The 23,221-nt window shown below is 62.5% G+C and carries 20 protein-coding genes and 1 pseudogene; 14 read left to right on the plus strand and 7 right to left on the minus strand.

Annotated elements, in window-relative coordinates:
- Positions 1-157 precede the first annotated feature (157 nt).
- Both GGR43_RS23980 and GGR43_RS21955 read left to right on the plus strand, forming a co-directional pair.
- The gene (locus tag GGR43_RS23980) at positions 158-334 is read left to right on the plus strand and encodes a ribbon-helix-helix protein, CopG family (RefSeq protein ID WP_188073928.1); all 177 of its coding nucleotides are present in this window, start codon (positions 158-160) and stop codon (positions 332-334) included.
- 274 nt (positions 335-608) lie between these two features.
- Complete coding sequence (locus tag GGR43_RS21955) at positions 609-2,072, plus strand: DUF2235 domain-containing protein (RefSeq protein ID WP_188073929.1); 1,464 nt, start codon at positions 609-611, stop codon at positions 2,070-2,072.
- A gap of 344 nt (positions 2,073-2,416) precedes the next feature.
- On the opposite strand, the gene GGR43_RS21960 is transcribed toward GGR43_RS21955, so the two are convergent.
- Both GGR43_RS21960 and GGR43_RS21965 read right to left on the minus strand, forming a co-directional pair.
- On the minus strand, positions 2,417-3,496 hold the full coding sequence (locus tag GGR43_RS21960; protein ID WP_188073930.1) for a hypothetical protein: 1,080 nt from the start codon (positions 3,494-3,496) through the stop codon (positions 2,417-2,419).
- The gene (locus GGR43_RS21965) at positions 3,493-4,290 is read right to left on the minus strand and encodes a hypothetical protein (protein WP_188073931.1); all 798 of its coding nucleotides are present in this window, start codon (positions 4,288-4,290) and stop codon (positions 3,493-3,495) included. Before GGR43_RS21965 ends, GGR43_RS21960 begins: the two co-directional genes overlap by 4 nt.
- A 256-nt stretch (positions 4,291-4,546) precedes the next feature.
- Between GGR43_RS21965 and GGR43_RS21970 the strand changes: the two genes are divergently transcribed.
- From GGR43_RS21970 to GGR43_RS21990, 5 genes are all read left to right on the plus strand, one after another.
- Positions 4,547-5,686, plus strand: coding sequence for a hypothetical protein (locus GGR43_RS21970; protein ID WP_188073932.1), 1,140 nt, complete (start codon positions 4,547-4,549; stop codon positions 5,684-5,686).
- Complete coding sequence (locus tag GGR43_RS21975) at positions 5,683-8,064, plus strand: hypothetical protein (RefSeq protein ID WP_188073933.1); 2,382 nt, start codon at positions 5,683-5,685, stop codon at positions 8,062-8,064. The genes GGR43_RS21970 and GGR43_RS21975 overlap by 4 nt, the downstream gene beginning before the upstream one ends.
- Positions 8,065-8,627: 563 nt before the next feature.
- Positions 8,628-9,086 (plus strand): hypothetical protein, encoded by a 459-nt coding sequence (locus GGR43_RS21980; RefSeq protein WP_188073934.1) that lies wholly within the window; start codon positions 8,628-8,630, stop codon positions 9,084-9,086.
- Positions 9,023-10,150, plus strand: a complete 1,128-nt coding sequence (locus tag GGR43_RS23925) for a Swt1 family HEPN domain-containing protein (protein WP_188073935.1) — start codon at positions 9,023-9,025, stop codon at positions 10,148-10,150. The genes GGR43_RS21980 and GGR43_RS23925 overlap by 64 nt, the downstream gene beginning before the upstream one ends.
- Positions 10,151-10,160: 10 nt before the next feature.
- Positions 10,161-12,014, plus strand: a complete 1,854-nt coding sequence (locus tag GGR43_RS21990) for an endonuclease NucS domain-containing protein (protein ID WP_188073936.1) — start codon at positions 10,161-10,163, stop codon at positions 12,012-12,014.
- Positions 12,015-12,372: 358 nt separating this feature from the next.
- Here the strand turns inward: GGR43_RS21990 and GGR43_RS21995 are convergent, their stop codons facing one another.
- Positions 12,373-12,729, minus strand: a complete 357-nt coding sequence (locus GGR43_RS21995) for a hypothetical protein (RefSeq protein WP_188073937.1) — start codon at positions 12,727-12,729, stop codon at positions 12,373-12,375.
- 375 nt (positions 12,730-13,104) lie between these two features.
- On the opposite strand from GGR43_RS21995, the gene GGR43_RS22000 reads away from it, so the two are divergent.
- The gene (locus GGR43_RS22000) at positions 13,105-13,347 is read left to right on the plus strand and encodes a type II toxin-antitoxin system ParD family antitoxin (protein WP_281392569.1); all 243 of its coding nucleotides are present in this window, start codon (positions 13,105-13,107) and stop codon (positions 13,345-13,347) included.
- A gap of 17 nt (positions 13,348-13,364) precedes the next feature.
- Here the strand turns inward: GGR43_RS22000 and GGR43_RS22005 are convergent, their stop codons facing one another.
- The 4 genes from GGR43_RS22005 to GGR43_RS22020 form a co-directional block, all read right to left on the minus strand.
- Positions 13,365-14,615: a type II toxin-antitoxin system HipA family toxin gene (locus GGR43_RS22005; protein ID WP_188073939.1), complete on the minus strand. Its 1,251-nt coding sequence runs from the start codon at positions 14,613-14,615 to the stop codon at positions 13,365-13,367.
- Positions 14,612-14,929: a helix-turn-helix domain-containing protein gene (locus tag GGR43_RS22010; RefSeq protein WP_188073940.1), complete on the minus strand. Its 318-nt coding sequence runs from the start codon at positions 14,927-14,929 to the stop codon at positions 14,612-14,614. The genes GGR43_RS22005 and GGR43_RS22010 overlap by 4 nt, the downstream gene beginning before the upstream one ends.
- 61 nt (positions 14,930-14,990) lie before the next feature.
- A complete protein-coding gene (locus GGR43_RS22015) occupies positions 14,991-15,503 on the minus strand; it encodes a site-specific integrase (protein ID WP_188073941.1) in 513 nt (170 codons plus the stop codon).
- A 21-nt stretch (positions 15,504-15,524) separates the two neighbouring features.
- Positions 15,525-16,382, minus strand: a complete 858-nt coding sequence (locus GGR43_RS22020; protein ID WP_188073942.1) for an Arm DNA-binding domain-containing protein — start codon at positions 16,380-16,382, stop codon at positions 15,525-15,527.
- 272 nt (positions 16,383-16,654) lie between these two features.
- Between GGR43_RS22020 and istA the strand changes: the two genes are divergently transcribed.
- From istA to GGR43_RS22050, 6 genes and pseudogenes are all read left to right on the plus strand, one after another.
- Entirely contained in the window at positions 16,655-18,148 is a 1,494-nt protein-coding gene (gene istA, locus GGR43_RS22025; protein WP_011950768.1) for an IS21 family transposase, read from the plus strand.
- Entirely contained in the window at positions 18,145-18,912 is a 768-nt protein-coding gene (gene istB / locus GGR43_RS22030) for an IS21-like element ISSsp5 family helper ATPase IstB (RefSeq protein ID WP_007686288.1), read from the plus strand. Before istA ends, istB begins: the two co-directional genes overlap by 4 nt.
- Positions 18,913-18,984: 72 nt before the next feature.
- Positions 18,985-19,524 (plus strand): type-F conjugative transfer system pilin assembly protein TrbC, encoded by a 540-nt coding sequence (gene trbC / locus GGR43_RS22035; RefSeq protein ID WP_246343980.1) that lies wholly within the window; start codon positions 18,985-18,987, stop codon positions 19,522-19,524.
- Positions 19,521-21,242 (plus strand): conjugal transfer protein TraN, encoded by a 1,722-nt coding sequence (locus tag GGR43_RS22040; protein ID WP_188073943.1) that lies wholly within the window; start codon positions 19,521-19,523, stop codon positions 21,240-21,242. The genes trbC and GGR43_RS22040 overlap by 4 nt, the downstream gene beginning before the upstream one ends.
- Positions 21,223-22,059: a conjugal transfer protein TraF gene (locus GGR43_RS22045; RefSeq protein ID WP_188073944.1), complete on the plus strand. Its 837-nt coding sequence runs from the start codon at positions 21,223-21,225 to the stop codon at positions 22,057-22,059. Before GGR43_RS22040 ends, GGR43_RS22045 begins: the two co-directional genes overlap by 20 nt.
- 1 nt (position 22,060) lies before the next feature.
- A pseudogene (locus GGR43_RS22050) lies at positions 22,061-23,128 on the plus strand (conjugal transfer protein TraH); the annotation flags it as partial.
- Positions 23,129-23,221: the final 93 nt, after the last annotated feature.

A 23,221-nucleotide genomic window follows, 5' to 3' on the forward strand; every position in this document is an offset into this window, starting at 1 on the left:
GGGCTTCATCTTCGTTCCTTCGTCACTACGACGAAGCCCAAATCCTCCTTAATTCACAACCTCAAATCTGTGCCATTGGCGCTGACGCCGGACACTCTAGTTAGTCCAGAGCGAGGCCGGAGGTGACGCGCGGAGAAGCTTGAGGCAAGATAGGTGGATGGAAGAGCAAATAGCGATAAGCCTACCGACCGAATTGCTCGATCGCGTGGATCACATAGCAAGGCGCACGGGCCGTTCCCGTGCCGACATCATCACGAGCGCCTTGCACAGGGGACTCCGTGACGATGAACGCGTCCAGGCAGTCATTGATGCCTTTGACGAGATTGATACATGACCCACCAACGGCCTTTGGCTTGATCAAACTACGTGAGTTGGACTGAGCATTGACCGCTCCCGCCAACATAGCCGTCATTCCCCGCATTGGCCCAGCGCGTCGGTAGCTGCGATCCTGCGCGATCACCGAGTTGCACTGGGCGCTCGAAAGTAGGATCTCCGCGAGATCGTGAACGCTGTCCCGTCGAAGCAGTGGGCTGCAGCCCCTGGGAGGCCCTGTGTATTTACTAGCCACCAGCCTTGTTCTTGATTTGATCTGAACGTATCAAGCGGGGATGGTTAAAAATATCCTGATCTTCTCCGATGGAACCGGGCAGTTCGGCGGGCTCAAGCCGGACCAGCGCCTGTCCAACATCTACAAGCTCTATCGCGCTTCGCGTTCAGGTGTGGATTCGCATATCGACCCCGCCAAGCAGGTTGCTTTCTACGATGCCGGTCTCGGCACAGGCGAGGCAGGTGCGAGTTGGCTGCAAAAGATCTCGCGAATTTTCGGAGCGGCCTTCGGGACGGGCATCAGCGATAACATCGCCGATTGCTACGAAGCGATCATCAAGGTCTATGAGCCTGGTGACCGAGTCTACCTCTTCGGGTTTAGCCGGGGAGCCTACACCGCGCGCTGCGTGGCCAATGTCATGAACTTGTGCGGCGTTCCCTCGCGCATGCCCGACGGATCTCCGGTTCCCCGGGGCGGACGGGCGCTAAGGGATCTGGCCGAAGAGGCTGTGTTCGAGGTCTATGAGCACGGTTCGGGACACACTCGCGAGAAATATGAGAGTGAGCGGGAGGAGAAGGCTAGGCGTTTCCGGGCAAAATACGACTGCTGCGGCTCGGGACAGGATGGCGAGGAACAAGGCAATGTGGCGCCCTACTTCGTCGGCGTCTTCGATACTGTGGCGTCGCTGGGGGCCAGCCGCGCATTGAGCATCATCATCGCAAGCCTTTTCATTTTCCTATCGCTAGCGGCTCTCGCCGCTTTCGTCTGGAAATCGACGGTGCTGACCGTCGCGTTCGGCATCCCCTTGCTCTGGGTCGGTTACAAGCTAGTGATGACACGCTTACGCCAGCGGAAGGTCATTCGCGATTGGCCGAATGCCGGGGACAAGAACGTTCATTATGCAGTCTGGCGGATGAAGAACTATGACCGCTTTCTCGATACCAATGTAAAACACGCTCGTCATGCCCGCGCCATTGATGAGAACCGGAAGCATTTTCCTGTCGCAGGCTGGGCCTATTCGCATGACGTGCAGCGGATGGAAGGCCTTGATCCGCCTTGGCTTCGCCAAGTCTGGTTTGCCGGTAATCACTCCGACATTGGTGGTAGCCATCCGGAGGACGAATCTCGCCTATCCGACATCGCGCTGGGCTGGATGGTCGAACAACTCGACGAACTCGAACATCCGATCTTGCTCGACCGGTCTCGCCTGTTTCTCTGGCCCGACCCTCTCGGAATGCAGCATGACGAAAGGAAGGCGTTCATGGAGGCTGGTTGGCAACATTGGTTGCCCGCGGGATGGAGAATGACCTGGCCGGAGGCTCTGCGAGAGGTCCATCCCCATGCGGATCTTCACCCGAGCGTGATTGAACGGCTAGGCGGTGGTCTTGTCACTGATCATGACAAGCGTCGGAGCTACCGCCCCTTACCCTTGCGTGACCACAATCTGGCGAAAGAGTATTTTACGCCTTCCGCGTCATCCATGAAACCTGTTGGCCAAGCGACCGCGGACAGAGGACGAGGCTGATCGCCTTTCAGGTTACTAAGGGAAGGTAAGACTGAACCAACCTGCCGTTCAATCCATTCAACGCCCGAGTCGGCAATCGCCGACATAACTGACGTTCGACGTGTCGATCGATCCACCTTAAACCTGCCGATCGTTCACCCGATCTGATATGGCGGGCTACGCCCGACAATGATGAGCTCTTCATCTACGCTGTGGCACTACTATAGCGCCGCCACGAAGTACCTCCGACCGCCCGTCACCCTCGTCTCCCGCCATGCGCGTCCGCCGGTACGAGCGTGCGCCACCAGTTGATAAGTGCGCCGCGCGCGAGATAGGCGAAGAAGTGAAGCAGCATGGGCGTGTCATCAACCGCCCACGTAGCGCCCAAGGCGCCTGCTGCCAGTCCGGTCGGCACCTCTTCTGCCACACCGTCGAAAATGTCGGGCGAGTGGCACATCGGAAATGGGAAGGGCGTGCCAGCGTGGAGCGCCCGAGAACGGAGCTTGTAGATCCGGCGCAGAGCCGCACTTAAATTCTCCGGCGTGAAATCGAAGCGGCCGTGCGCCGGCCGCTCCTCCGGAACCGGCGGCGCGAACGTCTCGACGAAGGTGACGAACTTGTCGGTCGATCCGATGATCCCTTTCAGTATCTTCGACTTTCGGCACCAGCGCTTCGCGGTCATGCTCGACCAGCAGGGATACGAGCCTGGGATAGGTGGTCGTCAGTCGCTCGATCGGCGTCTTGGTTTCTCCGTCCCAGTGGTTCGCAGCCGTCTCCAGCGCAGAGACGAGGAGAAGCCAAGCGGTTTCCGGCGCGGAGTCCGCGATCCAAAGTGCGTTCTGGAACAGGCGGGCCGCTTTGACCAAGGCGATCGCTGACCGCGCTTCCAGCAGCGGATAGGATGCGAGGCCGGCCAGATGGCGGAGGTCGCGCTGTCCGTGCAGACGCGGGATCTGCGGTGCCCGGTTGGTTATCGGCAGGACCGGCAGGTGCGATGTATCATGCGCGCGCGGACGGCCGAGCGGGTCGTCATCCCAGCCGAACTCGCGGTCGATCGGACCAGCCACCAGGCGAGCGTCGAGCAGCAGCGAGGCAAGTGCCGTTACTTCATCGAACAGCGTGCCACCGTGATAATGGTCGTCGCTCGTGACAAGGGGGACGCGCGCATCCGGAGGCAAAGCAACGCCCGCTCGCAGCACGACGCCAGGCTTGAGTTCATACATCGCACCCCGCCTCGTCGACGGAACCGGGTTGAGAAAGCTGTACGGTCCGAATCCACGCGCCTCGGCAACGAACCACGCATCGGAATACAAGCGCATTTCGACGGTCTGCGACGGCACGGAGGCAGCGCGCACGGCGCGCCAGTTAAGCCAGCTGCGCGGAGCGGGAGCGGCATCGTCAGTGGCGGCTGGCCTCTCAGGAGTGGTGGCGGCATCGTTGCTCACGCCGGTTCCTCCGGCTGTTCGCCATGCGCCGCGCGCCATTCCAGCGCGTCCAAGACACGTTCGGCAATTTCGACGACGGTGGCGAGGTCGCAAACGAGCTGCGCATGGAAACGCATCGGTTGGGCCTGCTCGCCGAACGAATGCATGATGTAGGGTTCGAAGACTCCGACACGGTCGAGCGCTGACTGAAGCGTATCTACGCGCTCCCAATCATGGCGCCGGATCGCTTCCGACCGCTGCTGATCGAGATCATAAAACTCCGCCTGCGCGGGCGGGTCGAGCTGGCGCGGCGGAATATAGAGTGGGATGCGGTGTGCAAGCGCATGGCGATAGTTTTCGAGATACCCGAACCATTCGTCATGATTGGCGAGGTAGGCCTGAAGAGCCGCCGGCAAGGACCCCCGGACAAACTCGTTCTTCGGAGTCAGCCCGATGCGGCCAGGCGCGAGCGGACGTCCCCGGGGGTCTACGATGGCAGCGTCGAGGCACCATATGTGCGCGAGATTGTCGATCGCACCATAGACATTGATCACGAAGCTTTGAACGAACGCGGTCGCATCCATCAGCTCGTATCGCGTCGGCTGCTCAGCTTCCGGCGGCACGCACTCGAAGACGCGATCGAGGCAATGCTGGAGCATACCGATCCTGCGGCTTAGGCCATGGGTGGCGAACTCCTTGGCACGCTCGGTCGCATAGGCTCTCGTCAGGATCGCAGTCGCGAGAGCGTCACGGCGGTCCGTCCATTCTCGGTAGGCGTCGGCGAGCTGTTCGAGTTGGGCAGCGGAATAGGGCATGAGACATTCTACCGTGCCGCCCCCGGGAATGCGCGAGAATTGCATGTCTCGACGCCACGCGTCGAGCGTCGCCTTCGAACAGCACCGACGCGCGCGGAAAACAGCGAAGTTGCAACCAAACATCGCGCGTCGTCGATCGAGCGCGAAGACCGCGTCGTGGCAGTCGTGCTAGGACACCGAAGACGGTTGGGGTAATCCGTGACCTTGAAAACGGTCTGTCAGCAGCGCTGCGGATTGAGGGGGAAGGACTCGTGGCTTGATGAAGGTGCTCAAGGCTGCGCTGCACAGTGTATGGCGGCAGACCAAGCTGCTGGGTTCGTTGATTCGGGGCTTGTTCGAGCCAGGTCTTGCAAGCATCGCACGCGATATCGTCGCCAAGCAGCTCGACAGCAATGCGACGGCGAGGACTTACCGTCACTCACGACTGACACGGGTCATGCGCTGGTGGGCAAGCTCGCCGATGCGCTCGATACTCATCATCGTCCTGATCTACGCTGGGGTGCAGTTGATCGGGAGCCTCGGATGGCTTTCCCGCATCAATGTCACGGACGTCGCAAGACTCGAGTTTCGGGATTTCTGGACGGTCAACATCGCCGTCCTCGGCGTTCAGGCGGCCTTGATTGGTCTGGTGTTTCCATTGGTCATCGCCTTTGTCGGCCTGCTCAATCAGGGCCGAGCGGCGTTCGCCTCCAGGCTCACCATCTACGCCGAATCCTCGATGGCGGTCTTCGTCGGCGTGAGTTCATTGCTGCTGTGCGTCGCCATCGCGCTGCAGCTTCCGTTTGCATCGCGGACCGAGGCGACCGGTGCCATCATGACGATGCTTAACCTTGCGTGGTTCATCGGCAATGTCGGCGCGCTGGTCTACTTCGTCCTGCGCACCATCGCCTTCCTCCATCCGGCGCGGCGTGCGCCGATCATTCGTGCCTATGTCGCCAACGTCGTATGGCCGCGCGAGTTGAACGAGACGGTCATACGCAACCGGTGGAGCAACGCGGTGGCGTATGATTATCTGCTCGACGGGGACCAGGTGGATCTTTTCGATCGCGGTGGCGGTGTGCGGACTTGGTACTCGGCTCTGGCCGAGTTCGGCGAGCCGCGGGTAGCGCGACGCCTGCGCCGCAAGGTGCGACTCGTCGACGTCCGCCTGGCATTGCTGGCACCCGTGGCACGGACATGGCTTGCCGAAGCCCGCGCGTTCGACGACGGCCGCGTTCACGATTTCGGCACTCCGGTCGATCCCGGGATTAATTATGAGGGGGAAGTCGTGCTGGCGCGCGCGACGCTGCCGCTAACGCCGATCGCGCGCTGGGGCATCCGGGCATCGTTCCGGTTTCGCCGTGTCGGTGAAGATCATGGCAGCATCGACGAAACGGCGACGCTGTTCGCGAGATGATCGCCGACCTGATCGCACTCATCGACGCAAGGCAGGCCGACGAGTTTTCTTCGCAACTCTCCGACCTGATCGAGTTCCATGCCTTCCTCTACAAACTCGCCCAACTGGACGACGAGGATATCAACTATGGCCAGATGAGTTCCGGCTGGGGGCTGGCCGGCGGGCGCACGCTTTCCGAAAGCTGGAGCCAAGCCTATCGCGACATGATCCGCCGTGCAGTCGAGCGGTTGCCGGACGAACCGGAGTTCTTCGGCCGCGTCGCCTATCTCGGGGCAAACATCTACGGCCGGGCGGGGCGCGAGGTAACGCCAAAAGCACTGACATCGGTGCTGCGCCTCGCCGACTTCGTGTCCTACCGGCTCATGGAGTGGGCCGTCGATCAGAATCGGGCAGAGAACGCCGGAGCGTCCAGCCCTCGCGCCGGCTTCTCGTTGCTACGCCTGGGCGACACCTACGCGGGTGCGTGGCGCGATATGGTCGCGGGCTGGGAGCGGCTGCTCCATGTCGTCGTCAGCGTGCCGGGCCGGCGCGGGAACCGGGAGCGGAGCTGGGCGGAGCTCGGTCGTATCGCCGTGAACGTGCTCGATCATCTCGATTCGACAACGCGGTTGGCCGCCCGCGCGATCTGGTCCGGCGATCGCCTTGCCACAAACTGGACGTGCGATCTTCTCCTGCACTGGAAGGCTCAGGCCGAACGCGGATGGGAGTCCCGAGGGGCATATTGGCTCTTGCGATCCGAAGCGCTGACGCTCGAAGGGCTGGAGCTGGATTGGCAGCAGATGAGCGAACGGCTGGCGCCGCCGGTCGACGGCAGGGAAATCACGGCCCCAGTGGTGTTCGGCGCGATCATTCACAATGCATGGCGCGATCACGTCGTCACGCTGGCAAGCGTGGCGATCCACTGGGCGATGCACGACACCGTGCCGGATACGGTGCTCCAAGCGGCGCGGATGCTCCTGCGCAACGAGCCGCACGATCGCGGTGACGTCGGTCACCACGACGAACAGCCAATGTCGGCTGCGGACATACTCATATCATCGCTGCGCATTACGAGCTCAGGCGAGCGCTTCGCCGAGCGCAGCTATGCTGCGACGTTCGAACATTTGCTCGAGAGCTTGGGCAGACTGGGCGAACGGCCGTGGGTGTCGCTGCGCATCTACAGTTCGTCGGGCGGCTTCTCGTTCGAGGCGCTACCCATCGCGCATGCTCTGGCGATGGTGGCAGCGGCGGCAGGATCGCAAGGCATTACGGCCGACCTGCGCCGCTTACTGACCGACGCCGACGACGAAGCACTGCGCCGCCGTCAACGCTATCTCGCAACGTTGCGGGATGCGTTCGCCGAAATCGATACAGACCAAGGCCGTGCCGTGGCGGGGGCGCTGGTCGATGAGGCTGACGCGCTATCGTTTGAGGCACGGCTGGACAACGCCCGGCTGCTGGTCGAGCAGGCGCTTGCGCTACTGGTGGGGCGGCGCGACCAAGCCATCGTCAATGCCCAGATCGATCCGGATCGGATGCGCGCACTTGCGGTCGCGGCCGGCTCTCAGGCCTTCGTTCCCGACGAGTTCCCGCTGAATCTCTTTTCCGAGATCGTCTCGACGCCAGACGCACTGACGGAATTCACGCTGAAAGTCAGCAACGCGAGCAAAGGGGCCTACACGGCACCCCTGATGGAACAGCTCGTGGTGAATGAGGAGGACTGGTGGCGCGAGGCGACGGCGCGGCAGGTTGCCGCAGTCGTCTGGCACGACGTGCTGAATGCCGCTTCGTTCGACGATATCGAGGGGCGGACGCCCGAGGAGTTTTGGCACGCTGTGCGCGACGGTAGCGCGCGCATCCGGGAGGCGGGCGATGCGCCTGTCCTAGTGATTGCCAGCATGTCCCATCCCGAATGGCTGCTCGACTGGCAGTGGTCTCATCGGCCCGATCCTGCGCGGAAGCCTGCGGACCTCGTCATTACCCGGCTCGAAGGGCAGGCCGAGGGCTACGAGTTTTCGATGAACGATACGCCTGTCTACAGCGCGCAGACAGCCTGCGGGGTTGCTTATCTCGTTCCGGAGCAGCTGTTCCGGCGTCTGCGCTACCGTGACTATGGCGACGGTTTGTCGGTGGCGATGCGCTTCGATCCCGATCCGCAGAACCCTTGGCTCGGGGCCATGCTGGCGAGCTTCGCGCGCGAGACCGAAGTGGCGGACGCACACGGCTATCGCATTCGCTTCGACAGCGATCCTCGCCCAGACTTGGTGGAGCCGGGAGCGGACACCCCGCCGCCACAGCCGAGTGAGTCATCCCGATCGGGACGCGAAAGTTCAGTTAAGGCGTCACCGGCTCGGCGGCGACGCAATGCGGGGCCGATGCGAGCCGAAGATGCCGAGTGACGACTGCGCATGGATTGATGCGCGTTGGGGTCGGAGCTGTTGCAGAACGCGACCATCGGGCAGACGCACTGACACCGCAAGCCGGCGCTCTAGGCGATAGCCCGTGACAGCGCTGTATCTCAACAGCCACCTCTAGGAATTGGGCGGCGTAGCCGCGGCGGCAAACTGCGGCGTACTGCGGGAAGGCGGGCCACACCCGATGAAGATGAGCACTATTCCTACGCTGTAGCGCTACGATAGCAGACGGCCGCTATCGACTATGTCGTCATTCCCGCGCGGATTCTGCATGCTCCAAAGCGGCCATTAAGTTTGCTTTCCCAGCTATCCGTCGGTCGGCTGATGAGATTGCACTAATCACGCTCCCAAATCCTGCCCCTAGCCCCGCGTTCATTCTTGTGCGCTGGACAACGAGGATTTTCGCCACCGGCGAGGTCACTGCAGGGCCGGCCACCTTGTCCGCGTCGGCGGCATTAGTCGGAGCGACAGACGTCGTGACGCTGGGTGAAATGAGTGGTCCCGCTTCCTATATCATGGCGCAAGCACAACCAAGGGGCGGGACGGCAATGACCGGTTCGGGGAAATCACTTAGGGATCTGGCAGGGGGCTCGCTCGGCCTCCGCACTTCAAATGCACTTGAGCGTGCGCTGGAAACGCAGCGTTCGATCGACAAGCTGGCGGCGCTCGGGGCATTTCGCGACGATGCTATCAGCCGCGCGGCGCGCGGGCTCTATTCGCCCGAAATGGAAAAGGCGATGGCGATCGCCAGCGGCAAGTTCGCCGCGGTCGACCCCATGTTCAAGACCGGATCGGCCTTCGCCCAGCTCAAGATCGAGGCGCTCAATCTGCCCGATCCGTTCGAGAAATTCGGTCCGATGCGCAGCGCCGTCGAGGAAGCAATGGGTAAGATCGGACGGATCGACACCACGGCTTTCGGCATCGCGCACCGCACGGCGGCGAAGTGTCGTTCCTCGACGGGCACCGCTTCGGCCACCCGCTCGACGATCGCATCTCCGAGGCGATGAAGAAGCTGACCGAGCACTATGCGGGGCTTTCGGCTGGCATGCGCGCGGCGCTTGATATCGACCGGACGGCGCTCGGCGCTCTGTCGCGGTCGCAGCATTGGGCCGATGCGCTGACGGGCACGAGCGCGCGCGACTATGCCGCGTTGCTCGGCACCGGCGACAAATATCGCAAGCAGTTCGAGGCGCTGAACTTGGCCGCAGGCAGCATCGTCGAGGCCACCGCTGGTCTCAAAGCGAGCGGCGCATTTTCCGAGGCGGCGGGGTTTGGCCGGCGGTTCGCGGGAATTGACACCACTACTACCAAGATGTCGCTGTTTGCGGGCGCGATCGATGTTCTGGGGCCGGGTGCAGGTGGCAGCCAGGCCGCCTATGCGGCTCTGCTCGGCGGCTATAGCACACCCGCCATGCTCGATCGGCCTTACTGGCGCGATCCGCGCGAACGCGCCCGTTATTATCGCGATCAGGACGTCGATGATGGGCTGATCGATGCCGACAATGCTGCGACCGTGCAGGTGCTGATCGAAAGCGGCGTGGTCGAGGGCCGGCGCACGCGCGCAGGGACGATGACCGCGGTGGTCGAGGCTGGCCCGGTTAAGCTGCGTATCATGGCGAGTCGCCCGAAGATGGGCGCGTTCGGCGCGATCGACGCGTTCGAAAATGCGCTGAGGGCATTTGTTTCGGCGAAACTCGAAGCTGTCGCCGGCCCGAACTGGTTCAAGCAGCGTGTGCCCGGGGATGTCACCACACGCGCCAAGGGGCGTCGGCGCGAGGCGATGCGCGCGGGCGAGCCGCAGCTGTCGCTGATTCACTACACCGACCTTGGCGATTTGATCGGCGTCATCCTGCGCAAGGACAATTGGGGCGAAATGTTCGAAACGATCTTCGACCACGCCGAATGGCTGAAGGTCGATCTTGAACGCCTCAACACCCATCGCCGTCCGACCATGCACAGCCGTCCGATTGAGCCGGTGCAACTATGCGAAATCGTGTTCACGATCCGCCGGCTGGTAGGCTGGATGGAGCGTGACGGCGCTTGGGACCAGGGCTGGGATGACGATATCTGAAGGGCGGGCGATGGCCAGAACGATCATCGAAGCGGATATCCGCGATCATCTCGCCGCGCAGCTCGATCTGATCGAGCCGGGGCTGACGCTTCTCGACACCGAGTTCCACCTGCCCAATGCCCAGAGGGCGTCGGGCTTTCTCGATATCTTCGCGCGCGATACCGAAGGCAAGCTGGTCATTATCGAGATCAAGCGGACCGACAAGGCTGCGCGCGAAGCGATCCAGGAACTCTATAAATATGTGCCGTTGCTGCGCGAAAAGTCTCTGCTCAAGGACACCGATATCCGGCTGATCCTCCTGTCGGTCGAGTGGCACGAGCTGGCCGTCCCCTATGCGGAATTCGCCGCGTCGGCACCCTTCGAGGTGACCGCCGGTGCGATCATTCTCGACGATGAAGGCGTGGTCTTTGCGGTCGAGCCGGTGACGCCGGTCGCGGTTTCGACCGAACGCAAGATCGGGGTCCGACATTTTCTGTGGGGGTTCCCGGACGCGGAGACGGCAACAAAGGCGGTGCCGGTGATCGCCCGGCGCGTTGAGAATTTCGGGCTCACCGACTTCGTACTGATCCAGAGCCGTGGGACAAAGCCGGCCCTGCGCGGGCGGTCCTTCCTCTATTTCGCGCAGCGCGAGCTGCGCTTTGGCGACTATATGGCGTTGATCGAAGCGGCGTTCGACGACGACCAGCTTGCGGAATTTCGCGAGAGCATCGACGACCTGACCGAAGCCGAGGATTTGGTGGCGGAGGCCTCCGACGCCGTGTGGCACCTCCATGGCGGGGCGCCCTATGCCATCATCAACGCCGATAGCGCCGAGATTGCGGGGCCGGAGAAAGGCGCCCGCTGGTTCGAGGACGGCGCGCAAGAGGACATCGTCGTCCACCGGTTCGGCCGCTTCGTCGATCCGTGGCTGAGCGATGCGACGATCATCGAGGAAATTCGCGGCGACGGCGGCGAGTCCGACTGTCGCCTGCGCTTCTCGGCGCGCACCGATTCCCCGCCGCAGATGAAGGCACTGCGTGCGCGGGTGGAGAATGTCTTCTTCTTCAACGAAGCCTGGCTCGGCACGGTCGCCCAGCTGATCCGCTACGCCGAGCGCAAGAGCGGAAGCGCGCGGATTGAACTGATCGCCTATTGCCCCGAGGACATATTGCGGGCGATCGCCAGCTCTGCCTTCGGATTTCCGGGCTATGTGCCCACTTTCCGGCTCGACATTATGCATGACGGCGATACCGAGCGCTTCATCGGATTGCCCGAATGGGACGGCTCGCCACCCGATTTCGACAAGGTGATGGTGGAGCATTTCTCGGGCGACAGCTTCGGCTATTTCCTCGCCTGCCATTTCGGCGAGAACCGGACGATGAACCGGGACATCATGACCGATCTTGGTTTGCGCTATTCAGTGTTCCGCGGTACCGGAAAGAAGCCCGAGCGCATCCGCGCACAAGGGTCGTCGATCGTACCGGTTAAGGGCGAAATCCGCTCGATCAACCTCATGATCGACGAGTACCAGGAAGAGGTCGGCAAGCTAGTCGAGATCTTCATGCGGGTCGATCAAGGCTTCGCCGAGACGATCCAGACCTTCGTCAACAGCGACCTGCACATAGCTGAGCGGCAGCTTGCTGCAATGCTCGCCGACGAACCTCGCCGAACAGACGAGCTCTATTGGTGTGGAGATATTGACGACTGCAATCTGTGCGGGACGAGCTTCGTGCCGCTGCGCTTCATGGTCGATGCGAGCCTCAAGGCCGGGATAGCCGCCAATGTCTGCGCGCTATGCTTCCTCCAGCACGGCCGCGGCATCGGCACCGGGCGCGGCCAAGTTTATGAGGCTCGCGAGAAAGGCTGGCTGCTCATCGCCGGGTAATCACTAATCTGGCGTAGTAGAAACGGCGGTATATGGCGGGCCGGGAGGGCTTCGAACTGCCTTTTCATTTGGTCGGTGCCGAGAGCTGATCGCGTCCGCCTGCGGGTGCAGTCCCAACTTGTATGAATGCCAATCAGGGGCGCGAAGCTGGCAAACCTGTTCGCCGTCTGAAACGTCCGCTATCCCAATCAGCGCTACTGAAAGGCGACGTTCCGGTTTGTCCGACTTAGCTGCATCGACCTGAGACGGATATCCGATTGACCAGCTAGTTGCCCATGCTCCGCAACTGAACTCTCACGTGGATGAATGTCCGAGGCCGCGACCAGCGGTCACGGCCCTCTCCCGCCGCCAGCTATGCTCAAGAGTCATCCAGTTCCCTTGCCATCTCGACGATCAGCTCGGCTATCCGGCTTTCCACCTCAACGCGACGATCATCGGGCAAGACTGCAAATATCTCGTCGAGCCGCCGACCTGGCGTGAGATCATCTTTTGCTGTCGCGACTGTGCTATGCGGCGCTTTCCTTTCCCTCGCCGATGCTTCGGACTGAGGATAGGAAGCTTTCGGCACGATATCGATAGCCTCAAGCGTGCCGCAGGTGAATCGGGCAACATATTCATGCCATTCACCGCCAGCCCCTTCTGATCCATAGAAGCGGAAGTCGCTATGAAAATCGAGGTCACGCCATCTCTTGTTTATGGCTCTGCGTGATCCCACGAAGGGTAATGCGGGGTTCGGCCGTTCTTCGAGCGGACTTCCTCCCAGTCACATTCCTGTATCATCAGCCAGCCATCGGCCCGGATCAAAAGGGTCCCCAGCACACGGTCGAAATCCTTGGTCTACTACTTCGGCGATGACGACAACGGCCGCCGTAAAGTCCTGGCGACGATGTTGACGCTGACACCCGCAGCCGTCCAGACAGCCGAAGCCAGCGGCGCCGGTAATGACCCGACTATCGGGAAACCCGTCTCGATCGCGGACCTGCCGTCACCACGGCGTGGCGGAGTCGAAAGCAGTCAATGTAATCCTAGAATTTTGACAATGTTTGCTAAAAAGAGCACATAGGCGGTCAGAGGTATCCCTATGGCTACAATGAATGTTTCATTCCCCGACGCGATGAAGGAATGGGTCGAGGGACAGGCCGCGACTGGCAAGTGTAGCAATGCCAGTGACTATGTACGCGATCTGATTCGCCGCGATCAGGAACGGCGGGAGAAGATCGCTGCCATGCAGACTATGGTCGATGAGTCCCTCGCTTCGGGTATCGGCCCCAGTTCGATGGAGGATATCAGAAAGGAGGCTCGTCGCCGCGCAGGCGTCGGTCATGGCCTATAGGGCATGCGCAACACCGCTCAGAAGAAGATTCTGTTCATATGCGCGAGCCGTTCGGCGACCTCCTCACGCGAAGCAGTAACCCCCAACTCCTCCGCATGGAGCGGCCATTGGGCGAGACTCGCCCGGACTGCGTCAATCATGTCCGATACCGAACCGTCCGATAGTCCGTGACGTTTCGCGAGCCGCACGACATGTGCGCGGGTCGGCGCCCGCCCTTCCCCTTCGACCGCGAGATAATGTTCACCGCCCGGCCCATGGGAGAAGGTGAGGTCATAGGCGGGGGCGAGACGCCATTGATCCCGGGCGCCGAGCAGAAACGCATGCTGCCGGGTGTGATCGTCCCTGTTGTACGCCAGAATATTGAACAGCATGCGCCTGAAAGCCTGGTCCAGGTCGTCCGCATGCCGGGTTATCCCCTGCACCGCGCGAAGAAATCCATCATAGTCTATGCTCGGCGCATGGGGCGGCGCTTCGATCGCACCAGCCAGCGAGACCATATGCACGCGCCGTCCCCGCTGAGGCCGGTCAAAACGCCTGGCCGCGAAATAGCCGGGGCCATCCTTCGCCGGCAACAGGCGCGACGGCGCCATGACGATACCGGCAGCCCGCGCCATACGCGCATAGGCTTCCTCGACAGCGCCGATATCGATGGGGTCCGTCAGCGCCCGAAACTTGATGATCCAGCTCTCGAACCCGGCGGCAACCTCGCCTTCGGCGACGTGAATGCCTCCATCTGGCGAAAAACCGACATGGATCTTCGGGCGGGCGCCACCCGAAGCCCCCGCGAGCGTCGCCAGCGTGTCGGCCAGCCTCGCCTCGTCCCCCAGCAAGATCGAACGCGCCTCCGCCGCCAGCGCATCGAGATCGAGCGTCGCGACATCCTCGACCGGTGTGGTGGCAGGCTCATAGACCAAGGCGCCGCGCCCCTGCCGGCCGACCAGCGCCAGACGGTCGACACCATCCAGATCCTCCCATCGGACATCGAGTTTCGCGAGGCGCCGTTTCATCAGCAGCGCCCCCCACCCCTCGGGCAAGCTATCGGCAAGAAACCCGTGGAGACCATCGAAGTCTCGGCTGCGGGCCTCGTGGAGACCGGGTTCCGCCGGGTAGAGCGCGGGGGCGATCGGGCGTTTGCCCGCCACCATTTCCGGTGACCATTCGAGCACGGCACGCCCCCGTCCCATCGCCAGTCGGCCTACCGGTTCGGCCCGGCTTCCTTCCTCCTGCCACAGCCCGATCTGCAGCGGCGTGCCCAGAGCAAGCTTCATACGGACCGCCGCGGCGCCCGGACGCGACGATCCGCGCCGTTCCCGACCTTCTTCTGGCGCTCGAGCAGTTCATCCATGCTGGCCGCCGGGGGTTCCGGAAACAACGCCTTCAAATCCTGCTCGCAGCGGAGCGCGATCGCGGCACGCACTAGATCGTCGATCGACGCTTTGCCTTCGGTTTCCAGGCGCCGCCATGTGCGATAGGATACCCCGGCGCGATCCGCGGCCTCAACCTGCCCCCAACCCATCGCGAGGCGGCGCGCACGAATACGGTGGCCGATTGCCTGGGCCATTTCGATGGGCGTCTCAAACATTGGCCATATATGGCCTCATAGACGAAAGAATACAATATAATTGTCCTTATACGGACAAATTTTAGGAGTCTCCCTTTTTCGTCGAAATCCGGCGGCGCGGCGCTGGCGGGATTTTCTCAGGAGGCGTCGGTTTCGTGACGATGCCATTTACAAGCTTGGCCAGGCTCCGCAGGGCGGCGGCCTTCTCCTCGAGATAATGATGGCGATCATAGATCCCTTCGACGCCGGGGATCGCATGCCCGAGCACCCGCTCGGAAATATGCGCGGGTACCCCGGCTCTTGCCATCAGCGATTTCGCCGTTCTTCTGAGGTCGTGGATCACCCAGCGCGGGATCGCATCCCCGCCTTTCTTCGCAATCGCGGCGTCGAGTTGCGCTTTCGCCTTGCTGAACCCATTTTGCGGTCGGTCGTCGAAACGGCCCGGAAAGACGAAGGGACTGGACGCGTGACGCGGCTGGGCCCGAATGATGTCCATCGCCAGCGGCGGCAGTTTCAGAAAGCTGGCGTTGGCCTTTTCCCTGTCCTCTGCCGGTATCGTCCAGACGCCGTCCGGGGAAAGGTCAGCATGCCGCATGTCCGCGAGCTTCGCCCGGCGTTACCCGGTCAGCAAAGCCATCCGGACAAGCCCGTTGAAGGGATCGGCTCCGTTTGTGGCTTTCCACAGCAGCCAGATCTCGCGGTCGTCCAGAATACGCTTGCGGGCGCGGCGGCTGCCGTCGGCGCGCTTCATGCCTTTGATGATCGGCGAAACATAGCCGTCAGCCCGCGCTGCATACCAATTGCAGAGCGATGAGATCTGGGCGAGCACAGCGTCCGCTTGCCCCGTCCCGCTCTTGTCCTGGACATCGTCCATAAGCGCCGTGACATCGGCTCTCCGGATTCTTCTGATATCCCGGCCGCGCCATCGGGGGTGGCCGTCGGCGTCATCGAGAATATAGCGTTCGAACAGGCGCTGGATTTCCCGGGCCGAACGCAGCGGCGGCACCGGGCGTCCTCGAAAGTCTTTTTGTCCTTCCTTCAGGACATGCCGTTTCATGAACTCCCCATAGACCGACTCGAAAAGCTCGGCCCCGCTCTCATCATCCGCCCCTTCCTGGCTGTCGCCCGCAGGATCCGGTTTCGTCGGATCAATGCCATTCGCGATCGCCGCCTTCCACTGCCGCGCTTTTGCCCGGGCCGCTTCGAGCGTGAGTTTTTCCACCCCGCGCTTCACCGGTCGTGGATGACCGCGGTCATCGCGAGGCTGATAATCCCCCAGCACTCGTCGCGACGGATTGCCAGGCGTGCCGTCGGCCTGCGGAAAGCGGGTGAACAGCAGGAACGTCACTCGCCCCTTGTCGTTGACCATGAGGCTGAGGCCGGCCTCGGCTTTGTCGGACCACAGATCGCGCGTTCCCGGCGCGGCCTTCTTCAGGCCTCTTATCCAGGGATCGGTGAACTTCCTGATTGCCATCCGCAGCGCCTCTTTTGTGCTACGCATTGTGCTACAAATTGCGGAAAATGGCAAATGTCGCGATGTTGCACGAGGTGACGCGCTGTGTCCGTCGTCAGAACATTTGGCACAACTCGCGGCGTAAATTAGCGGAGTGCGGGCCTCGTCCTGGGTGAGAACGGCGGAGCAATATTCGACCACGGTAGCGGCGGGATAGTCCTGCTGCGGGCGGCGTAAAAGTCGTCCACCTTGAAGCCTTTCTGCCGAGTCAGGGAGGTGTGGGGATCTACAGCGTGGAACTTTATCTTCAGGTCCGTCTGGCTTGCGCGGATGGCATGAGCCAACGGGCGGCGGCGAAGCGTTTCAATGTGTCGCGCGAAACGGTACGCAAGATGCTGTCGTTTTCATCGCCGCCGGGTTACCGGCGCCAGTCCGTACCGCAGCGCCCGAAGCTGGACGGGTTTGTGGCGATCATTGATGGATGGCTTGAGGGTGACCGCAGTGTCCCGCGCAAGCAACGCCATACGGCGAAGCGGGTATTCGACCGTTTGCGCACCGAGCATGGTTTCACCGGCGGCTATACGATCATCAAGGATTACATCCGGGAGCGCGAACAGCGCAGCCGGGAGATGTTCGTGCCGCTGGCGCACCCTGCGGGAGATGCGCAGGCCGATTTCGGGGAAGCGCTGGTGGAGATCGGCGGGGTGGAGCAGAAGGCCTACTTCTTCGCGCTCGATCTGCCGCACAGTGATGCCTGCTATGTGCGGGCCTATCCGGCGGCGGTGGCGGAGGCCTGGGTGGACGGACACGTGCATGCCTTCGCGTTTTTCGGCGCGGTACCGCGCTCGATCGTCTATGACAACGATCGCTGCCTTGTGACGAAGATCCTGCCCGACGGCACGCGGCAGCGTGCCACGCTGTTCAGCGCTTTCCTGTCACATTACGTGATCCGCGACCGCTATGCTCGCCCGGGCAAGGGGAACGAGAAAGGCAATGTGGAGGGGCTGGTAGGCTATTGCCGGCGCAACTTCATGGTGCCGATCCCGAAGTTCCCGACCTGGGAGGCGTTCAACCTGTGGCTGGAGGAGCAATGCCGCAAGCGCCAGCAGGACAAGGTGCGCGGGCAGAGCGAGACGATCGGTGAGCGGCTGCAGCGCGATCTCGCGGCCATGCAGCCTCTGCCCGCTACACCCTTCGAGGCCTGCGATCAGAAAGGCGGGAGGGTCTCCTCGCAATCCCTGGTGCGCTACAGGACCAACGATTATTCGGTTCCGGTGGCCTGGGGCCATCAGGAGGTCTGGATCAGGGCCTATGTCGATGAGGTGGTGATCGGCTGCCGCAGCGAAGTCATCGCCCGTCATCCTCGTTGCTATGCCCGCGAGGAGGTTGTCTTCGACCCGCTCCATTATCTCCCGCTGATCGAGCAGAAGATCAACGCATTCGACCAGGCTGCGCCTTTGCAGGGCTGGGACCTGCCCGAAGCGTTCACGACACTGCAGCGGTTGATGGAAGGGCGCATGCACAAACATGGCAGGCGCGAATATGTGCAGGTACTGCGCCTGCTGGAAACGTTCACCCTCGCCGATCTCCAGGCGGCGGTCGAACAGGCCATCGATCTTGGCGCCATCGGCTTCGATGCCGTCAAGCACCTCGTCCTGTGCCGGATCGAACGCGTACCGCCCAGGCTGGACCTGGACGTCTATCCCTTCCTGCCACGCACCACGGTCGAGAAGACCTTTGCCAGAGCCTATCTGAGCCTGCTCTCCGACCGGCAGGAGGCCGCATGAGCGATCAGGCCCCGGAGATCCTTCTCGCTCACCATCTCAAGGCGCTCAAGCTGCCTACGTGCCTGCGTGAGCATCACAAGCTCGCGCGGCAATGTGCCGCTGAAGGCGTCGATCATATCCGCTTCCTCGCCCGCCTCGTCGAGATGGAAATGATCGACAGGGAGCGTCGCATGGTCGAGCGGCGCATCAAGGCCGCGCGCTTCCCCGCCGTCAAAAGCCTCGACAGCTTCGACTTCGCCGCCATCCCCAGGCTCAACAAGATGCAGGTGCTCGAGATGGCGCGCTGCGAGTGGATCGAGCGGCGTGAGAACGCCATCGCTCTGGGGCCATCAGGCACCGGAAAGACGCACGTAGCGTTGGGGCTCGGACTGGCAGCATGCCAGAAAGGACTGTCGGTGGGCTTCACCACCGCGGCAGCGCTGGTCAGCGAAATGATGGAGGCCCGCGACGAGCGCCGTCTTCTGCGCTTCCAGAAGCAGATGGCCGGATACAAGCTGCTCATCATCGACGAACTGGGCTTTGTGCCGCTCTCCAAGACCGGCGCCGAACTGTTGTTCGAGCTGATCTCCCAGCGTTACGAACGCGGCTCCACCTTCATCACCAGCAACCTGCCCTTCGACGAATGGACCGAAACCTTCGGATCTGAGCGTCTCACAGGCGCGCTCCTCGATCGCCTGACCCATCACGTCAGCATCCTCGAGATGAACGGCGAAAGCTATCGCCTCGCGCACAGCCGGGCCCGCAAGGCCAAAACCAGACCCTGAAAATTACACCAATGCCGGGGGGAGTGGCCCTCGGGCTACGCCCTCACGCCACTCCCCCCGGCATGTAACACGATGGCCTGGTTTTACGCCGCCGAATGGCCGACTTTTGCTCCGCCGTTGACAGACGTCTTCGACTTCGACAAGATGGTGGCCGACGCGGGCACCATGGCCAGCGATGGTCTGGGCGAAGCCCCCCGCTTCATCGCTTTCGCTTCGCTCTCGATGCCGCCGGCGGCCTTGCGCACCATGGCGGACGATGTCGCGCGCGCAGGCGGTGTGGTCGTGCTTCGCGGGCTGCCAGGAGGCAGCGCCAAAACCCTGACCGCAGCGCTCGCGAAAGTCGCAGGGGACGGCGGCAAGCTTGACGCGGTCGGCATCGATCCGCGCCTGTTTCGCGCCTTCGAGGTCGAGGCAGTCCCGACCTATGTGGTGACCAGCAGCGATTTCGATCTCTGCGATGGCTTCGATTGCCGGACCGAGGTTCCGCCCCACGACCGGATGAGCGGCAATGTCAGCGTGTCTTACGCGCTTGAAACCTTCGCCCAAGGCGGTGGTCCCGGCGCGCTCCTCGCATCCCAGCATCTCGCCCGCCTGCAACGGAGTGACCCATGAAGCGGCTTCTCCTTCCCCTTCTCTATCTCGCCTGCGCCTGTCTGCCGGCAAGCGTCTCGGCCCAAACCACGACCGATGCCGCCAAGGCAGACGGCAAGGCGTTCGGGCGCGATCAGGCGGCTGCTGCGCAGAGCGCGGCGACGACCGACCCGGATGCAAACCGCATTCCCAATTTCGGGGGAGTGCCGAACCAGTCGGGCTATTTCGACGATCCCGACCGGATGGCGCGTGAAGCCGCGAGCCAGGCAACGGCGAACACCGGCTACCGGACCATGCGCGATTCCATGGATCGCCGTGCGCAGTTCGCGCCCCAGGACCTCGACGCGGTTGTCGCGCGCAGCAATGTCATCAACGACGATCCGCTCTCCTACACCAGCGGCATGAGCATCAGCGGGAGCCAGGGCCGCTGCGTCCCCCTGCCTCCTGGAACCGGCACTGCAGCGCGCTACATGGCGACCTGCAACGTCGGCTATACCGCGACCCAGGAGACCAGAAGCTGCCCGGTGACGCTGAATGCCACGATCGAGCAGCGGCAGGTCTATGGCTACTACTGCGTCGGTGGGAGCGGCGTCGATCCGGCGTCGATCTACAATTGCAATCGCTACCCGGCGCCGCAGTGCACGGTCACGCAGTCTTATCCGATCAATCTGTGCGATCCCTATCTCGGTATCTACTGGGGCTGTAACTCGGGCGACCTGCGCGTCGATCTCGTGAGTTGCACCGCGTCGGTCGATGGCGCGACGCCCTACACCGTAACCGGCGAGAACGTCGTCACGACGAGCCGCGATGAAAGCCAATGCGCGGGTCTTGCCGCGGACAATTCATGTCAGCAGGACACCGAGACCTGCACCGACAGCGATCCTGTCACCCGGATTATCGACGGCATCGCGGTCACGCAGCCCTGCTGGGCGTGGTCGCGCAGCTATACCTGCGCCCAATTTACGCAAGCTCAGGACTGCCAGACGCTGGAAAGCACGCCCGGCTGCTCGCTGGTGCGCGAGGACTGCCTTTCGGGTGAGCCCTGTCGGACCTGGGAGCGGGTCTACGACTGCCCGGTCCCGGACCAGCCTGCCGATACCAGCCAGTTCATCTGCGACGGCGACGTCTATTGCATCGATGGCTCGTGCGAGACGATCAAGCGCGAGGCCAATGACGAGTTCAAGGATGCAGTCGTCGCGCTCAACGCGATGGACCAGGCACGACGCGAGTTCGATCCCGACACGCTCACCCTGTTCAAGGGCACGCGCAATACCTGCTCGTCCAAAGTCTTCGGCGTGCTCAATTGCTGCAAGGGCAAAGGCTTCCCGCTCATTCCGGGTATCCAGCTGCTCGTCGCGCTCGGCTGCAGCCGCGAGGAAATGCTGCTTCACCAGCGCGATGCGCAGGGCCTGTGCGCCTATGTCGGGACCTATTGCTCGGACAGCTTCCTGGGCGTCTGCCTGACCAAGAAGAAGGTCTATTGCTGCTTTGAATCCAAGCTTTCGCGGATCCTGCAGGAACAGGGCCGCCAGCAGCTGAACAAGCCATGGGGCAAGCCCAAGACCGAGCAGTGCCTTGGCTTTACCATCGACGAGTTTTCGCGGCTCGATCTCTCGAAGATGGATTTCAGCGAGGTCTACGCCGAATTCACCGATGCCGCGCGCCTGCCCGATGAGATCCAGGCCGCCACCGAAATCCAGCAGAAAATCGAGGACTATTATGCCCGCGCCAGCCAATAAGGCCGCCCGGCGGCTGCTTGCCGCCTGCCTCTCGATCACCGCCGTTGCGCCCGCGCTCAGTGCTCCGGCGCACGGCCAGGAACCGCCGCTGGTCGCGACCAGTGATAGCCAGGACAGCTTCTACTGCGAGGAGCGGCGCCTTGGGTACTGGTTCTATTGCGCCAGGCCCAAGCCGCCCGAAGTACGGGAGGAGGCATCTGAGCCTGCTCCGAGTGCGACGAGCCAGCTCGATGCCATCACGGCAAATCTGCGCGAACTGAAAGCCAAGGCGATCCTCGAACCGACGCCGGCCAATGTGACGGCCTATATCCGCTTTCAGCGCGCCCAGCTCGACCGGGCATCGCTGTTCAGCGATGTCTGGCAGCGGGCGATCTGGCAGGATCCTGACCTCGACTATACGCTCCAGCGTCCGGTCTCGACGCTCGGCAAGCGCCAGTGGCAGGACACGCGCAATGCCGAGCGCAATGCGGTGATGGCGCAGCTGTCCGAACGCTACGGGCTGTTCTACTTCTTCGCCCAGAGCTGCGGCGCCTGCGAAGTCATGTCGCCGATCGTCCAGAGCGTTGCTTCGACCTGGCACATCACGGTGCGCGCGATTTCGACCGACGGCGGCCCCTCGCGCCATTTCCCGAATTACGCAGTCGAGACCAATCAGCGCAGCCGCATGGGGCTTGAGCCCAAGGTCACGCCGGCGGTGGTGCTCTGGGATGCCGCCAAGGGCCAGCCCATCCCGATCGGCTACGGCGTGATGAGCGCCGACGAGCTTCAAGATCGCATTTACCTCCTCACATCGAAGGAAGCCGGACGTGACTACTAGGATGAAACGTGCCGTCGCCGCGATCCTCGCGGCCACCCTCCCCCTTACCAGCGCGTCGGCCGATGTCGGCAGTTCGATGGACTCGTTCCTCAACGATGTTGGCGGCGCCGCTAACGTCAATGGGCCGACCGCGTTCGAGGGTCAGTCGGCAGGCTATTACAGCCTCGGCAACGTCTGGACGCGCTTCCCGCAGAAGACGACCAACATCGCCAATCTGCAACTGCCGCGCGCCCGTGCGGGCTGCGGCGGCATCGACATCTTTGCCGGCTCCTTCAGCTTCATCAACGCGAGCGAGATCGTCGCGATGCTGAAGGCTGTCGCCAACAATGCTGTCGGCTTTGCTTTCAGCCTGGCGATCGACACGGTCTGCCCGGAATGCTCGAAGATCATGCAGGAGTTCAGCCAGAAGGCTCAGCTCATGAACAACCTCAACATCAACTCCTGCGAGATGGCGCAGGGGCTGGTGGGCGGCATCTGGCCCAAGGGCGATCTGGCCGACAAGGCGATCTGCGAAGCGATCGGCAATTCGGAAGGCATCTTCACCGACTATGCAGCCGCCAAGCACGGGTGCGGCACGAAAGGCCAGCGGTCGAGTACGACAGCGCAGGGCTCGGGCAAATATGACGACGTAAATCCCGCCGTGGCGAGAAACTACACCTGGACGATCCTCAAGAAGTCCGCGTTCTTCTCGCCGAATGGCACTTTCGACGAGGAACTCGCCGAATATGCAATGACGCTGCTGGGCACGATCATCTATGTCCCGCCCAAGGATGATGAGCCGGGCAAGTTCGTGCCGATTGTCGGGGAAGCGTCCTCGACGCTGGTCACCTCACTGCTCGACGGGACGAGCAACGGAAACGTCCTGATCTTCGACTGCGACGAGCCGGACAAGTGCCTCGATCCCGGCTTCAAGTCGCTCAGCCTTCCCGCATCGAAGGCGCTGCGCCCGCGCGTTGCGGCCCTGATTGCCGGTATGATCCAGGCAATCCATGACGACACCGCGATCACCGACGCACAAAAGGAGCTGCTCCAGGTTGCTTCGATCCCGCTCTACAAGATCCTGACGGTCTGTCCGTCGTCAGAACATTTGGCACAACTCGCGGCGTAAATTAGCGGAGTGCGGGCCTCGTCCTGGGGTTGATATTAAGCGGCGATCTTGCGG

Source organism: Sphingobium jiangsuense, assembly GCF_014196495.1.
GTDB lineage: Bacteria > Pseudomonadota > Alphaproteobacteria > Sphingomonadales > Sphingomonadaceae > Sphingobium > Sphingobium jiangsuense.

Excerpts from the sequence above, each read along its gene's own strand:
- GGR43_RS22020 (WP_188073942.1), bottom strand. The coding sequence starts at position 16,382 with ATGGCAATCAGGAAGTTCACCGATCCCTGGATAAGAGGCCTGAAGAAG.
- GGR43_RS23980 (WP_188073928.1), top strand. The coding sequence starts at position 158 with ATGGAAGAGCAAATAGCGATAAGCCTACCGACCGAATTGCTCGATCGC.
- GGR43_RS22000 (WP_281392569.1), top strand. The coding sequence starts at position 13,105 with ATGAATGTTTCATTCCCCGACGCGATGAAGGAATGGGTCGAGGGACAG.
- GGR43_RS21965 (WP_188073931.1), bottom strand. The coding sequence starts at position 4,290 with ATGCCCTATTCCGCTGCCCAACTCGAACAGCTCGCCGACGCCTACCGA.
- istB (WP_007686288.1), top strand. The coding sequence starts at position 18,145 with ATGAGCGATCAGGCCCCGGAGATCCTTCTCGCTCACCATCTCAAGGCG.
- GGR43_RS21990 (WP_188073936.1), top strand. The coding sequence starts at position 10,161 with ATGGCCAGAACGATCATCGAAGCGGATATCCGCGATCATCTCGCCGCG.
- GGR43_RS22040 (WP_188073943.1), top strand. The coding sequence starts at position 19,521 with ATGAAGCGGCTTCTCCTTCCCCTTCTCTATCTCGCCTGCGCCTGTCTG.
- GGR43_RS21980 (WP_188073934.1), top strand. The coding sequence starts at position 8,628 with ATGACCGGTTCGGGGAAATCACTTAGGGATCTGGCAGGGGGCTCGCTC.
- trbC (WP_246343980.1), top strand. The coding sequence starts at position 18,985 with ATGGCCTGGTTTTACGCCGCCGAATGGCCGACTTTTGCTCCGCCGTTG.
- GGR43_RS22005 (WP_188073939.1), bottom strand. The coding sequence starts at position 14,615 with ATGAAGCTTGCTCTGGGCACGCCGCTGCAGATCGGGCTGTGGCAGGAG.
- GGR43_RS22015 (WP_188073941.1), bottom strand. The coding sequence starts at position 15,503 with ATGCGGCATGCTGACCTTTCCCCGGACGGCGTCTGGACGATACCGGCA.
- GGR43_RS22045 (WP_188073944.1), top strand. The coding sequence starts at position 21,223 with ATGCCCGCGCCAGCCAATAAGGCCGCCCGGCGGCTGCTTGCCGCCTGC.
- GGR43_RS21975 (WP_188073933.1), top strand. The coding sequence starts at position 5,683 with ATGATCGCCGACCTGATCGCACTCATCGACGCAAGGCAGGCCGACGAG.
- GGR43_RS21955 (WP_188073929.1), top strand. The coding sequence starts at position 609 with ATGGTTAAAAATATCCTGATCTTCTCCGATGGAACCGGGCAGTTCGGC.
- GGR43_RS22010 (WP_188073940.1), bottom strand. The coding sequence starts at position 14,929 with ATGTTTGAGACGCCCATCGAAATGGCCCAGGCAATCGGCCACCGTATT.